Annotated in this window: 11 protein-coding genes; 3 read left to right on the forward strand and 8 right to left on the reverse strand. The window is 71.6% G+C overall.

Features of this window, described 5'->3' with window-relative positions; all coding sequences use genetic code 11:
* Positions 1-4: 4 nt before the first annotated feature.
* From E1193_RS23085 to E1193_RS23095, 4 genes are all read right to left on the reverse strand, one after another.
* The gene (locus tag E1193_RS23085) at positions 5-1,282 is read right to left on the reverse strand and encodes an MFS transporter (protein ID WP_132185283.1); all 1,278 of its coding nucleotides are present in this window, start codon (positions 1,280-1,282) and stop codon (positions 5-7) included.
* Between the two features lie 109 nt (positions 1,283-1,391).
* Complete coding sequence (locus E1193_RS23090; protein WP_132185284.1) at positions 1,392-1,634, reverse strand: DUF5522 domain-containing protein; 243 nt, start codon at positions 1,632-1,634, stop codon at positions 1,392-1,394.
* A 107-nt stretch (positions 1,635-1,741) separates the two neighbouring features.
* Complete coding sequence (locus E1193_RS32055; protein WP_165945807.1) at positions 1,742-1,906, reverse strand: hypothetical protein; 165 nt, start codon at positions 1,904-1,906, stop codon at positions 1,742-1,744.
* Between the two features lie 35 nt (positions 1,907-1,941).
* Positions 1,942-2,922 carry a WYL domain-containing protein gene (locus E1193_RS23095; RefSeq protein ID WP_132185285.1) on the reverse strand — a complete coding sequence of 327 codons (981 nt, stop codon included), beginning with the start codon at positions 2,920-2,922 and terminating at the stop codon, positions 1,942-1,944.
* 112 nt (positions 2,923-3,034) lie between these two features.
* On the opposite strand from E1193_RS23095, the gene E1193_RS23100 reads away from it, so the two are divergent.
* On the forward strand, positions 3,035-3,436 hold the full coding sequence (locus E1193_RS23100; protein ID WP_243707837.1) for a RidA family protein: 402 nt from the start codon (positions 3,035-3,037) through the stop codon (positions 3,434-3,436).
* Positions 3,437-3,577: 141 nt separating this feature from the next.
* Here E1193_RS23100 and E1193_RS23105 read toward each other — a convergent pair whose 3' ends face one another.
* Entirely contained in the window at positions 3,578-6,457 is a 2,880-nt protein-coding gene (locus tag E1193_RS23105) for a vitamin B12-dependent ribonucleotide reductase (protein WP_132185286.1), read from the reverse strand.
* A gap of 66 nt (positions 6,458-6,523) precedes the next feature.
* Positions 6,524-7,015 (reverse strand): transcriptional regulator NrdR, encoded by a 492-nt coding sequence (nrdR, locus tag E1193_RS23110; protein WP_132185287.1) that lies wholly within the window; start codon positions 7,013-7,015, stop codon positions 6,524-6,526.
* A gap of 585 nt (positions 7,016-7,600) precedes the next feature.
* Between nrdR and lexA the strand changes: the two genes are divergently transcribed.
* Positions 7,601-8,383 (forward strand): transcriptional repressor LexA, encoded by a 783-nt coding sequence (gene lexA, locus E1193_RS23115; protein WP_132185288.1) that lies wholly within the window; start codon positions 7,601-7,603, stop codon positions 8,381-8,383.
* 71 nt (positions 8,384-8,454) lie between these two features.
* Here lexA and E1193_RS32580 read toward each other — a convergent pair whose 3' ends face one another.
* Complete coding sequence (locus tag E1193_RS32580) at positions 8,455-10,299, reverse strand: hypothetical protein (RefSeq protein ID WP_207922817.1); 1,845 nt, start codon at positions 10,297-10,299, stop codon at positions 8,455-8,457.
* Positions 10,300-10,348: 49 nt separating this feature from the next.
* A complete protein-coding gene (gene hflX / locus E1193_RS23135; RefSeq protein WP_132185289.1) occupies positions 10,349-11,800 on the reverse strand; it encodes a GTPase HflX in 1,452 nt (483 codons plus the stop codon).
* A 183-nt stretch (positions 11,801-11,983) separates the two neighbouring features.
* On the opposite strand from hflX, the gene E1193_RS23140 reads away from it, so the two are divergent.
* Positions 11,984-13,456, forward strand: coding sequence for an NAD-dependent malic enzyme (locus E1193_RS23140; RefSeq protein ID WP_132185290.1), 1,473 nt, complete (start codon positions 11,984-11,986; stop codon positions 13,454-13,456).
* Positions 13,457-13,459: the final 3 nt, after the last annotated feature.

Raw genomic sequence — 13,459 nt, forward strand, 5'->3', positions numbered from 1 at the left:
CCGCTCACCCGTCCCCCGCGCCGCAGCCCGACGGCAGGTCACGCATGGTGCGCAAGGGCGAGCAGACCACGAACAGGGCCGCGCTCCAGGTGCCCACCGCCGTCACCACCAGCGTCGGGCGCATTCCCCACGCATCCGCGAGCGCCCCGCCGAAGAGCGCGCCGAGCGGCACCGCCCCGAAGCAGACCCACAGGAACGCGGCGGTCACCCGGCCGAGCAGCTCCGGCGGGGTCACCCGCTGCCGGTACGACACCAGGGCCACGTTGAACAGCACCGCGTTGGCGGAGTACGCGGCCAGCCCGACGGCGTACAGCAGCAGCCCCCAGCCCGGCTGCGCGGCCGGCATGAGCAGGTAGAACGGGCCCGGGGCAGCCATCGCCACCCAGATCACCCGGGCCGAGCCGACCCGGGCGGCGATCCGGGCGGCCAGCAACCCGGCCACCAGACCGCCGACCGCACCGGCGGAGACGACCACGCCCACCACGGCCGGGGCGGCGCGCAACTCCCGCAGCAGGTAGGGCACCTCCAGCGAGGCGGTCGCCATGCCGAAGAAGTTCGACGTGGTGGCGCAGAGCAGGGTCGACAGCAGGACGGGGTGCCGGCGGACGAACCCGAGCCCCTCGGTGAGGGCCACCCTCGCCGGCACCCGCTGCGCCCGGGTCGCGCCCGTCGCGGGGTGTGACCGGATCAGCCCCAGCGTGGCCGCGCTGACCAGGAACGCGACCGTGGTGCCGAGCAGGGTGCGGGCACCACCGAGCGCCCCGGCCAGGGCTCCGCCGACCGCCGGACCGACCAGTTGGGCCGCGTCCTCGCTGACCGTTAGCCGGGCGTTCCCCTCCACCAACTGGTCCGCCGGCACGAGCCGGGGAACCACGCTCTTGTAGGCCACGGTGAAGAACACCGTGAGCACCCCGTTGAGCCCGACCACGACGTACAGGTACGGCAGGGTGAGCTGACCGACCAGGCCGACCAGCGGCACCGAGGCCAACAGGGCTGCGCGGCCGAGGTCACAACCGATCATCAGCCGCCGCTGGTCGACCCGGTCGGCGACCAGCCCGGCGGGAAGCGAGAAGAGCAGGTACGGCAGCCAGGCCAACGCGGTCAGCAGGGAGACCTGGAACACGCCGGCGGCCAGCGTGTCGGCGGCGACGAGCGGCACCACCACCCCGCTGGACCGGGCACCGAACTCGCCGATCGTCTGGCCGCCCCAGAGGAGCGCGAAGTCTCGTCTCCGCCACAGCGGCGTACGGCCGACGCGCTCTGGAGCGAGGCTCTTGGTCACGACTCACCTGCTGCCGTCGGTCAGGCGGTCGCCGTCACCACCGCCGGGACGCCTGCCCCGGCCGGCCCAACCTAGGCCGCGCCGCTCCGGCGGGCACCCGGTTTTCCCGTCAGTCGTCGACGTACGGGCAGTGCCGGCAGCCGCGCCCGCAGCAGGTGCCCCTCCGGGCCAGGAAACCGGCGCTGAGCACGAACAGCCCGCCGCTCGGGTCGAGGTAGCCGGCCTCACCGGCGGCGAGCGCGGCGGCGTGGGCCGTGAGGATCCGCTCCCGGTCGGGATGCTCCGGCGACAGCCGCGACGGGTGCGGCTCGGTCAACGGCCGGTCCGCCAGAGGTCGCCGCTCTGCACCCACCGGCGCAGTCTACGAACCAGTCGGGCTATGGCGAATGGCGTGCATCGTCGAGGGCCGCTACGGGATCTGCGCGCGGTGCGGGCGCTGCGGCACGGCGAGAGCCGGCGTCAGCCGAACCAGGTCATCGCCTGCCCGTGCGAGCGGGTCCAGGCCAGCGGCTGCCCGTCGAGCGCCAGCACGTTGTACGGTGCCTCGCCCGGACGCCTCCCGCAAGGACGACGCGTGCTCGGTGTCGCCCAACTGAACCCGCCCATCAGGGTGACCAGATTCATCCGACAGGTCCAGCAGTGCGACGACCGGTCCGCCTTCAACTCTCAGATGGCGCTTCGTAGCGGCTGGCGATCGCGGCGGCGCGGTTGCGGAGGGCGGCGCGCAACCACTGCGGGGCCAGGGCCTCCGCGTTCGTGGCGAGCTGCCACAGCGCCCATTCGGCATGTCTCGGGTCTTGGAAGGTCACCTCCAGCCGCAGCCAGCCGTCCGCGTCGGCTTCCTCGGCGCGGACGGCCAGCGCGGTGCCCACCAGGTCCTCCCGCCGCGCCGGGTTCACCCGGACCAGCACGGTGACCTGGTCGCCGCCGGTCCGAAACCGCGTGCTGCGTTCCTGCCAGGCCCGGTCCAGATCGACCCGGTCTGGTCGCTCGGCGGGTTCGGCGAGTTCCTCGGCGACCAAGATCCGGGACAGCCGGTAGGTACGGTCCGCGCCAGACCTCGTGGCCAGCAAGTAGCCCTGCTCGCGGACGGTGACCAGGCCGATCGGGTCCACCGTGCGCCACCTCGGGGTCTGGCCCGCAGCCGCGTAGTGGATGCGCAGCTTGTGTCCGGCGAACACCGCGCGCCGTACCTCGGCCACGATGGTGTCGGGCACCTCATCGGCGACCAGCCGGCGCGAGAGGAGGTCGGTCTCCGGGTCGATGAGCAATCGCTGGGCCGCGCCGGCCGCGGTGTCCCGATAGCCCTCGGGCAGCGCGTCGACCACCTTGAGCATGGCCGAAGCCAGCGCCGAGCCGAGACCGAATGCCCGCGCGCCACGCCGCGATCCGGCGATCAGCAGGGCGAGCGCCTCGTCGTGGGTCAGCCCGGTGAGCTCGGTCTGGAAGCCGGGCAGCAACGCGAAACCGCCGTGCCGGCCGCGTTCGGCGTAGACCGGGACGCCGGCCGCGGACAGCGCCTCGATGTCGCGCAGCACGGTGCGGGTGGACACCTCCAGCTCGCGGGCCAGTGTGGCCGCGGACAACTGACCGCGCTGGCGCAGCAGCAGCACCAGCGAGACCAACCGGTCGGCCCGCACCGGAGAATTATGTCAGGAATACACGACACAGGATGTCGTGATTGGTTGAGAGGCTCACCAACACGTGGGTTCGAGTCCTAGCGCGCCCACACTCGTGAACTATGGAGCTGAGATGGCAATGGATCGATCGGCGGTCAACCCGTGGACGTGGTCGGTGGAGTTGGGGTTCAACCAGGGTGAGATCGTCTCCGGGCACACCCGGACCCTCTACTGCGCCGGGCAGACCGCGACGAGTGGCGACGGCAAACCCCAGCATGCCGGTGACATGGCGGCACAGTTGGCGCTGAGCCTCGACAACCTGGAGGCCGTGCTCGGCGAGGCCGGCATGTCTCTCGCGAACCTCGTCCGGCTCAACGTCTACACCACCGACGTCGATCTGCTGTTCCAGCACTACGGCGTGCTGGCATCGCGACTGGGCGCCGCCCGGGTGGCGCCGACCAGCACGATGCTCGGGGTGACACGGCTGGCGATCCCCACCCTGATGGTCGAGCTCGAGGGGACCGCCGTCGCGTGATGCCACCTCGCCGCCTCCGGTAGGGCTTCGCCTGCGTGCGGAAGGGGAGCCGGCTTGCGCCCGGCTCCCCTTCTGTCGCAACGATCTTCGGTCCTGACTAGGTCACGCCGAACGTCGCAGCCGATGCGATTCGGCCCACTATCAGCTGCAGCCGCTGGTGGAGCCGCAGCCCTCGCAGACGTAGCAGCTACCGGCCGGGCGCATCTTCGTCCCGCAGGTGAAGCAGAGCGGCGCGTCGGCGGCCTTGCCGATCACGGCCTCCAGCAGCTCGGTGGAGGAGCCCACCGCCGGTGCCGGCTTGGCGGCGGCCACCTCGGCGACCTCCTGGGCCGGCTGGGCGACCGGGCCGGTCTTCGGCTCCGGCGACTCGACCGGAGCCGAGGACGCCATCGCGGTGAGATCGGTGCCGGCGCTCTCCGCCTCGGCCTCGGCCCGCAGTTGGGCGGCCCGCTCCTTGGCGGTGAAGATGCCCAGCTCGGCGCGGCGCTCGTACGGCAGGAAGTCCAGCGCCAGGCGACGGAAGATGTAGTCCATCACCGAAGCGGCCATCCGCACGTCCGGGTCGTCGGTCATACCGGCCGGCTCGAAGCGCATGTTGGTGAACTTGCTGACGTACGTCTCCAGCGGCACGCCGTACTGGAGGCCGATGGAGATGGCCACCGAGAAGGCGTCCATCACGCCGGCGAGCGTCGAGCCCTGCTTCGACATCTTGAGGAAGACCTCGCCGAGGCCGTCGTCCGGGTACGACGAGGCGGTGAGGTAGCCCTCGGCGCCGCCGACGGAGAAGCTGACCGTCTGCGACAGGCGCTTCTTCGGCAGCCGCTTGCGCACCGGGCGGTACTCGACGACCTTCTCGACCACCTTCTCCACCCCGGCCGGAGCGGCCTCGGCGGCCTTGTTCGGCTTGGCAACCGAGAGCGGCTGGCCGACCTTGCAGTTGTCGCGGTAGATCGCCAACGCCTTCAGGCCGAGCTTCCAGCCCTCGAAGTAGATCTTCTCGACGTCCTCGACGGTGGCTGCCTCCGGCATGTTGACCGTCTTGGAGATGGCACCGGAGATGAACGGCTGGACGGCCGCCATCATCCGCACGTGGCCCATCGGCGCGATGGAACGCTCGCCCATCGCGCAGTCGAAGACCGGGTAGTGCTCCGGCTTCAGCCCGGGGGCGTCCACCACGTGGCCGTGGTCGGCGATGTGCTCGACGATCGCCTCGACCTGCTCCTCGGGGTAGCCGAGGCTGCGCAGGGCGCGCGGCACGGTCTGGTTGACGATCTGCATCGAGCCGCCGCCGACCAGCTTCTTGAACTTGACCAGCGCCAGGTCCGGCTCCACGCCGGTGGTGTCGCAGTCCATCATCAAGCCGATGGTGCCGGTAGGTGCGAGCACGCTGGCCTGCGAGTTGCGCCAGCCGAACTTGTCACCGATCTTGTTGCCCTCGGTCCACTGCTTGGTGGCCTCCCGCCCGATGGCGGTGGCGACGGTGCCGGCCGGCTTGATGGCGTCGTTGGCGGCGGCGTGCTTGCGCATGACCCGCTTGTGCGGCTCGGCGTTGCGGGCGTAGCCCTCGTACGCGCCGACGATGCCGGCCAGCTCGGCGGAGCGGCGGTACGCGGTGCCGGTCATCAGCGAGGTGATCGCCGCGGCGACCGAGCGGCCCTGCTCCGAGTCGTACGGCAGGCCGCAGGCCATCAGCAGGGCGCCGAGGTTGGCGTACCCGATGCCGAGCTGCCGGTAGGCGCGGGTGGTCTCGCCGATCTTCTCGGTCGGGAAGTCGGCGAAGCAGATCGAGATGTCCATCGCGGTGATGACGAACTCGACGCTCCTGACGAACTTCTCCACCTCGAAGCCGCCGTCGGCGCGGAGGAACCTCATCAGGTTCAGCGACGCCAGGTTGCACGAGGAGTTGTCCAGGTGCAGGTACTCCGAGCACGGGTTCGACGCGGTGATCCGGCCGGTCTCCGGGCAGGTGTGCCAGTCGTTGATGGTGTCGTCGTACTGCAGGCCGGGGTCGGCGCACTCCCAGGCGGCCTGGGCGATGGTGCGGAAGAGCTTCCTGGCGTCGATCGTCTCGATCGTCTGCCCGTCGAGCCGGCCGCGCAGGTCGAAGCCGCCGCCGTTCTCCACCGCCGTCATGAACTCGTCGGAGACCCGGACCGAGTTGTTGGCGTTCTGGTACTGCACGCTGACGATGTCGGCGCCGCCGAGGTCCATGTCGAACCCGGCGTCCCGCAGCGCGCGGATCTTGTCCTCCTCGCGCGCCTTGGTGACCACGAACTCCTCGATGTCCGGGTGGTCCACGTCGAGGATGACCATCTTGGCGGCGCGGCGGGTGGCCCCGCCGGACTTGATGGTCCCGGCGGAGGCGTCCGCGCCACGCATGAAGCTGACCGGGCCGGAGGCGGTGCCGCCGGAGGAGAGCAGCTCGCGGGAGGAGCGGATCCGGGACAGGTTGACGCCGGAGCCGGAGCCGCCCTTGAAGATCAGCCCCTCCTCCTTGTACCAGTCCAGGATGGAGTCCATCGAGTCGTCGACGGCCAGGATGAAACAGGCGCTGACCTGCTGGGGCGACGGCGTGCCGACGTTGAACCAGACCGGGGAGTTGAAGCTGAACACCTGGTGCAGCAGCATCCAGGTCAGTTCGTGGGCGAAGACCTCGGCGTCGGCCGGGGTGGCGAAGTAGCCGTGCTCCTCACCGGCCCTGCGGTAGGTGGTGACCACCCGGTCGATCAACTGCTTCAGCGACCACTCCCGCTCCGGGGTCCCCACCGCGCCCCGGAAGTACTTGGTGGTCACGATGTTGGCCGCGTTGACGCTCCAGGACTCGGGGAACTCCACCCCGCGCTGCTCGAAGTTGATCGAGCCGTCCCGCCAGTTCGTCATCACGACGTCTCGGCGCTCCCACGCCACCTCGTCGTACGGGTGCACGCCCTCGGTCGTCCAGACCCGCTGCACCCTCAGTCCCGTCACCGCGCCGTTCTTGGCCGCCCGCGACCGGCTGGTTGTCACGCCGTCCCCCGCCATCTCATCCGCCCCCTCGTCTGCGCGGTCACCCGCCGCGCGTCGTCGACTGTCAGAAATTCGAAAAACTCAACTGGTACGGCCGGCGGCCTCGACCGCGTCGGCCTCGCGGGCCTGCGCCGCGGCCCGCAACGTCTCGATCTCGCGCTCGAAGTCGGCGAGGGAGTCGAAGGACCGGTAGACGCTGGCGAAGCGGAGATAGGCGACCTCGTCCAGGTCCCGCAGCGGGCCCAGGATCGCCAGCCCCACGTCGTGGCTCGGGATCTCGGCGGCACCCTTGGCCCGTACGGTCTCCTCGACCTTCTGCGCGAGCAGCGCGATCGAGTCGTCGTCGACGGGCCGACCCTGGCACGCCTTGCGCACCCCGCCGATGATCTTCGTCCGGCTGAAGGGCTCGGTCACCCCGCTACGTTTGACCACCGCGAGCACGGCCTCCTCGACCGTGGTGAACCGCTTGCCGCACTCTGGGCAGGACCGGCGGCGGCGGATCAGTTGACCGTCGTCGGCCTCGCGCGAGTCGACCACGCGGGAGTCGGCATGCCGGCAGTACGGACACCGCATCGCCTGACCTCCTTGATCGACCGTGGGCGTGAGCCGCCCGCCTCCGGGCACGCGTCGGCCCGGCGGGGCCTGTGTCGCTGGCCGCCGCCGTCGTCGACGGTGCGGGAGTGCGGTCGGTAGTCGAACCCAACCTGTAGGCGACTTACGCCCGTGTGACTACTACATCTAGGGGTCGACCGTATGCCGCCGACCGAGCGTGGTCAAGTTGGCTGGCGTGTCCGGCGCGTCACCCTCGCCACCACCGACGGCGACACCGCCGACAGACCCAACGCGGCGACCCGCGGGAGGTTACCGCCACCCGGCGGTGGGCGCGGAAACAGGCGCGGCGAGACACAACACGTAGGAGTCGAACATGCGTTCGACCAACGCGTACCATTTACCAGAACAGGCGTTCGGGATTCCGGAAACTCTGCCCTGACACGCCGAATCACGTCGTACAGATGTTTGAAAATAGCCGATCTCACCTATACGGTCATCAACACCGGACCCGACGCGCGTCGTCGGGAAAGGGCGACACACGCACGAGGACGACCCGCACGCACCACGAGCCGCCAAGGCACCCAGCGCCGACCAGGGAGGACGGACGTGACCGAGGACCGGGCCAGCCGGCACGAGAACCCGCAGCCGATCGCCGAGGCGGGTCCGCCGGCCACTCGGCGCCCCCGCGCCGCCCGCAGCCGGGCCGCCCAGCCAGCGGTCCGTCCGGTCACCCCGGTGGTCAGCGGTTTCCCCGACCCGACCACCGGCGACCTCACCACCCGGCAGCGTCGGATCCTGGAGTTCATCCGCAGCTGGGTGGATCGCCAGGGCTATCCGCCGAGCGTCCGCGAGATCGGCGAGGCAGTCGGGTTGGTCTCCCCGTCGAGCGTCGCCTACCAGCTCAAGGAGCTGGAGAAGAAGGGTTTCCTGCGACGCGACCCCAACCGGCCACGTGCGGTGGACGTGCGGGCACCCGGTGACGTCGACGACGAACACAGCCGCTCCCAGCGTCCCGCGCCGGCGTACGTGCCGATGCTCGGCCGAATCGCCGCTGGCGGGCCGATCCTGGCCGAGCAGGCGGTCGAGGACATCTTCCCCCTCCCCCGCGAACTGGTCGGCGAGGGCGAGGTCTTCATGCTCCAGGTCAAGGGCGACTCGATGCTCGACGCGGCGATCTGCGACGGCGACTGGGTGGTGGTCCGTCAGCAGCCGACCGCCGACTCCGGTGAGATCGTCGCGGCGATGCTCGACGGCGAGGCGACCGTCAAGACCTACCGGCGGCGCGACGGGCACGTCTGGCTGATGCCGCAGAACCCGGCCTTCGATCCCATTCCGGGCGACAACGCCACGATCATGGGCCGGGTCGTCGCGGTGCTTCGCCGGATCTGACCCCAACCGCGACCAGACGCGGTGCCGTGACACGAGATGGTCACCGAGTTGCCAAAGCCGTCTTCGGGGACTCAGTATCGCTCGCCCCGGTGCTCCCGGTCGGGCGGCTGACCGTACTGGCCCCCGCGTCGGTCGTCCTGCCCACCGTCACGCCGGGGGCCGGAACGCGGACTCCGGGGGCCCGGCTCACGGCGCGGGGGCTCAGCCCGGCCGCCGTAGACCCCGCCACCGCCCGGCGCCCCGCCACGCGGATCGGCGGGTCCCTCCGCCCGGGGCACGCCACCACGCGGGACACCACGCGGCGGCACGGCCGGCGCACCACGCGGGACACCACCCGGCGGCACGGCCGGCCCTCCACCACGCGGACCGGCCGGCCCTCCTGCCCGGGGCACGCCACCACGCGGGACACCACCCGGCGGACCACCACGCGGAACGCCGCCACGCGGCACCCCGCCGCCCTGAGGAGGGCCCCCTGGCGCCCCGCCGTAGACGGCGCCGCCCGCCGGGCGGCCACCGCCGTAGACACCGCCGCCGGGACGGCCACCGGCGGCGGGCGCTCCGGTCTCGACCGGACGGGTCGGAGCCGCGTCGGCCGGGCGGGCGCCGCCGTAGACCGCGCCGCCCTTGGCGGGGCGGGCGGCAGCACCGGCCGCCGCCGGGGCGCCGTACACGCCGGCACCGGCGGGCGCACCGCCGTAGACACCGCCGGACGGGGCCCGGCCGGCCCCTTCCCCGGGACCCCGGTCGATCGCCCCCGACGAGAGCGGGCCGTCGCGCTTCGGGCCGTCGTCCGGCTCGGCCTCGTCGTCAGCCGGCACGGGTCGCCGCCGGGACCGCAGGATGCCGAAGATCCCCGCGCCGACCAGCAGGACACCGAGGACGCCCGCCGCCCCGCCGAACAGGTAGGTCATCTGGTCCAGGGTGAGCGAGTCGAGCCAGGACTTCTCCGCCGTCGGCTTCTTCGCGTTCCCCGGGCCGGTCAGCGCCTCCGCCCCCTTGGTCGACGGCGTGTACGCCAGGATGTCGATCGGGTCGTCGGCAGCCAGTTCCCCGGCGTCGGAGACGGTGAGGAAGGTTCTGCCGTCCGGGCTGTACGAGATCGCCTCGCCGAACGGGTCGGCCAGCGGGGTCACCCGGGGTTTGCCGTTGGTCAGCGCGCCCACGATGTCGTCGCCGGTCACGTCGTACTCGAAGGCGTCGGCGTAGGTGCGCAGCACCACCTTCCTGCCGTCGGGCGATCGGGCCGCGCCGGTGACCGCCACCCGGCCGAAGATGTTCAGCGGGTTGTCGGTGTTGGTCTGCGGCAGCGCGATCTCGCCGACCTTCTTCATCGGCACCGGGGCGGTGTCGCCGGACCTCAGCGGGCCGGTCGGGGTGTAGATCTCCGCCTTGCCGCTGGGCACCTTGGTGATCACCAGGGGCAGGTTGTCGGCCCCGACGAGCAGCGCCTCGGCGTCGTGCGGCTTCTGCTCCGGATACGACAGCCGGTGCAGCACCGGTTGCTTGCCGCCGCCGATCGGCATCGTCCAGACCGCGATCCGGCTGCGCCGCTCCTTACCCGGGTTGTCACCGATGTCGCCGATCCACAGCGTCCTGCCGTCCGGCGAGACGGCCAGATCCTCGGTGTCGAAGGGGCCGGCGCCGGAGTACCGCACCGGATCCTTGGCGATCTTGCACTTGGTGTCCAGGTAGAAGACCCGCTTGCGGTTCTCCTCGAGCGAGCCGTCGTTGACCACGATGTAGCCGGTCCTGGTGGCCACCAGCCCGGAGAGTTCGTCCAGCCGCGGGTCCTCGACGGTGCACCGCTTCTTGGGGGTGGGGGTGGCGGCCGGAGCCGCGGAGGCGGCGACCGGACACGCCACGGTCGCCCCCAGCAGGCCGAGGGCAACCGTGACCGAGGAAACAGCGCGGCGCATTCCGCCAGTGTCGCATGCCGCCACGGGCCGGCGGGTCACGCCGGGAGTGCTATCGCGCCCCGGCGCCCGCGTGCTCCTGCGCCGTCTGGAACGGGGCCAGCTCGGCGGCGAGCGCCGCACCGACCCGGACGTGCAGCAGTGTGCCTTCGGGCAGGTGGGCGCTGCTCAGCACCTCGCCCTGCCGGTGCGCCCGGGCGACCAGGTCACCCCGGTCGTACGGCAGCACCGCGCGGACCTCCACCGCAGGGCGGGGCAGCCGCTCCTCGACGGCCTGGCGCAGCCCGTCGAGACCGCGCCCGCTGTGCGCGGAGACGAAGACCGCCTCCGGCCACAGCCGCTTGAGCCGCAGCAGCGTCTCCTCGTCGGTGGCGTCGGTCTTGTTGACCACCAGCAGCTCCGGCAGCCGGTCGGCGCCCACCTGGGAGAGCACCTCGCGGACCGCGCGGACCTGCTCCTCCGGATCCGGGTGTGTGCCGTCGACGACGTGCACCACCAGATCAGCCTCGGCGACCTCCTCGAGGGTCGAGCGGAACGCCTCGACGATCTGGTGCGGCAGGTGCCGGACGAACCCGACGGTGTCGGACAGGGTGTAGAGCCGGCCGTCGGAGGTGGTGGCCTTGCGGGTGGTCGGGTCCAGCGTGGCGAAGAGCGCGTTCTCCACCAGCACGCCCGCACCGGTCAGGCGGTTGAGCAGGCTGGACTTGCCGGCGTTGGTGTAGCCGGCGATGGCCACCGCGGGCACCGCGTTGCGGGAACGGCGGGCGCGTTTGGTCTGACGTGCCGTTTTCATGCCCTTGATCTCGCGGCGCAGGCGGGAGATGCGGGTGCGGATCCGGCGCCTGTCGGTCTCCAGCTTGGTCTCACCGGGGCCGCGCAGGCCCACGCCGCCGCCGGCGCCACCACCGCGACCGGAGCCACCGGTCTGCCGGGACAGGGTCTCACCCCAACCGCGCAGGCGGGGGAGCAGGTATTCGAGCTGAGCCAGCTCGACCTGCGCCTTACCCTCCTTGCTCTTGGCGTGCTGGGCGAAGATGTCCAGGATCAGCGCCGTCCGGTCGACCACCTTGACCTTGGTGCGCTGCTCCAGGTTCCGCAGCTGGGACGGGGACAGCTCACCGTCGCAGATCACCGTGTCGGCGCCTGTGGACAGCACCACCGCGCCGAGGTCGTCGACCTTGCCTCGGCCGACGTAGGTGGCCGGGTCGGGGCGGTTGCGCCGCTGGATCAGCCCTTCGAGCACCTGGGAACCGGCCGTCTCGGCCAGCGCCGCCAGCTCGGTGAGGGAGTTCTCGGCGTCGTCCTGGGTACCCTCGGTCCAGACCCCGACCAGCACGACCCGCTCCAGCCGCAGCTGGCGGTACTCGACCTCGGTGATGTCGGTGAGCTCGGTGGAGAGGCCGGGGACCCGCCGCAGCGCCTGCCGCTCCGACAGCTCGAACTCGCCGGTGGTGGCGTCGAGCTCGTCGTGCTCGTAGGGAACGTAGGTCTCCTGCTCTCGCAAACTGGGTCTCCTGTCCGTTTGGTCACGTAGGAAGCAATCCTGACATGTGACAACGCCGGGCGCACCCGCTATATGCCCGTGGCGCTATGGCGCTACCCACTGGTAGCGGGGGCGGATGCCGATCCAGCTGGGCGGGCGGGTAGAAATGCGAGTCGAGCCGCTCAGCGATGACGGAGGTTTCCCGTGGCCATCACCCGAATGCCGAGTGCCGGATTCTCGATCACCATCCGGATCGCGGTACCCGCGGACGCCTCCTCGATCGGCCGGCTCACCACCGCCGTCGGCGAGGCCGGGGCGATCGTCACCGCACTCGACGTGGTCGACTCCGACCCGACCAGCGTCATCGTCGACCTCACCTGCGACACCGCCGACGCCGGCCACGCCGACCAGGTGGTCGACGCGCTGAGCGCGCTCGACGGCGTGGACGTCCGCAAGGTCTCCGACCGGACGTTCCTGCTGCACCTCGGCGGCAAGATCGAGGTGAGTCCGAAGGTGTCCCTGCGCACCCGCGACGAGCTGTCCCGCGCGTACACGCCGGGGGTGGCGCGGGTCTGCATGGCGATCGCGGAGAACCCGGCGGACGCCCGGCGGCTGACCATCAAGCGCAACACCGTCGCGGTGGTCAGCGACGGCTCGGCGGTGCTGGGCCTGGGCAACCTCGGGCCGGCTGCCTCGCTGCCGGTGATGGAGGGCAAGGCGGCGCTGTTCAAGCGCTTCGGCGGCGTCGACGCCTGGCCGGTGGTGCTCGACACCCAGGACACCGACGAGATCGTGGCGATCGTCAAGGCGATCGCGCCCGCGTACGGCGGGATCAACCTGGAGGACATCGCCGCGCCGCGCTGCTTCGAGATCGAGGCCCGGCTGCGCGAGGCGCTGGACATCCCGGTCTTCCACGACGACCAGCACGGCACCGCGATCTGCGTGCTGGCCGCGCTGACCAACGCGCTGCGCGTGGTGGGCAAGCGGCTGGAGGACGTCCGGGTGGTCGTCTCCGGCGCCGGCGCGGCCGGCACGGCGATCATGAAGCTGCTGCTGCGCCAGGGCGTCGGCGACATCATCGCGTACGACCGGCAGGGCGCCCTGCACCGTGGCCTGACCGGGCTCAACCCGGCCTGGCAGTGGCTGGCGGAGAACACCAACAAGGAGGACTACTCCGGTGGCCTGCCGGGGGCGCTGCACGGCGCGGACGTCTTCATCGGGGTGAGCGCGCCGAACCTGCTCACCGGCGACGACATCGCCACCATGGCCAAGGACGCAATCGTTTTCGCGCTGGCCAACCCCGACCCGGAGGTCGACCCCCGGGAGGCCCGCAAGCACGCCGCGATCGTCGCCACCGGCCGCTCCGACCAACCGAACCAGATCAACAACGTGCTCGCGTTCCCGGGCGTGTTCCGCGGCATGCTCGACGCGCACGCCGAGGAGTTCACCGAGGAGATGGCGATCGCCGCCGCCCGCGCCATCGCGGACGTGGTCGGCGAGGAGAAGATCAACCCCACGGTCATCGTGCCGAGCGTCTTCGACTCCCGGGTCGCCCCCGCGGTGGCGGCGGCGGTCCGCGCCGCCGCCCAGAACCCGGCGGCGACGCCGGCGCCGGCCGCCGACCCCGGCCCCGCCGACCTCCCCGAACTAGCGGCCTCCGCCAGCGCCACCCCCTGACAC

The organism is Micromonospora sp. KC606, from assembly GCF_004348675.1.
Taxonomy (GTDB): domain Bacteria; phylum Actinomycetota; class Actinomycetes; order Mycobacteriales; family Micromonosporaceae; genus Micromonospora.

What these genes read in the sequence shown, in the direction of transcription:
- E1193_RS23100 (WP_243707837.1), top strand. Translation starts at nt 3,035, where the DNA reads ATGGCAATGGATCGATCGGCGGTCAACCCGTGGACGTGGTCGGTGGAG.
- E1193_RS32580 (WP_207922817.1), bottom strand. Translation starts at nt 10,299, where the DNA reads ATGCGCCGCGCTGTTTCCTCGGTCACGGTTGCCCTCGGCCTGCTGGGG.
- nrdR (WP_132185287.1), bottom strand. Translation starts at nt 7,015, where the DNA reads ATGCGGTGTCCGTACTGCCGGCATGCCGACTCCCGCGTGGTCGACTCG.
- E1193_RS23105 (WP_132185286.1), bottom strand. Translation starts at nt 6,457, where the DNA reads ATGGCGGGGGACGGCGTGACAACCAGCCGGTCGCGGGCGGCCAAGAAC.
- E1193_RS32055 (WP_165945807.1), bottom strand. Translation starts at nt 1,906, where the DNA reads ATGAATCTGGTCACCCTGATGGGCGGGTTCAGTTGGGCGACACCGAGC.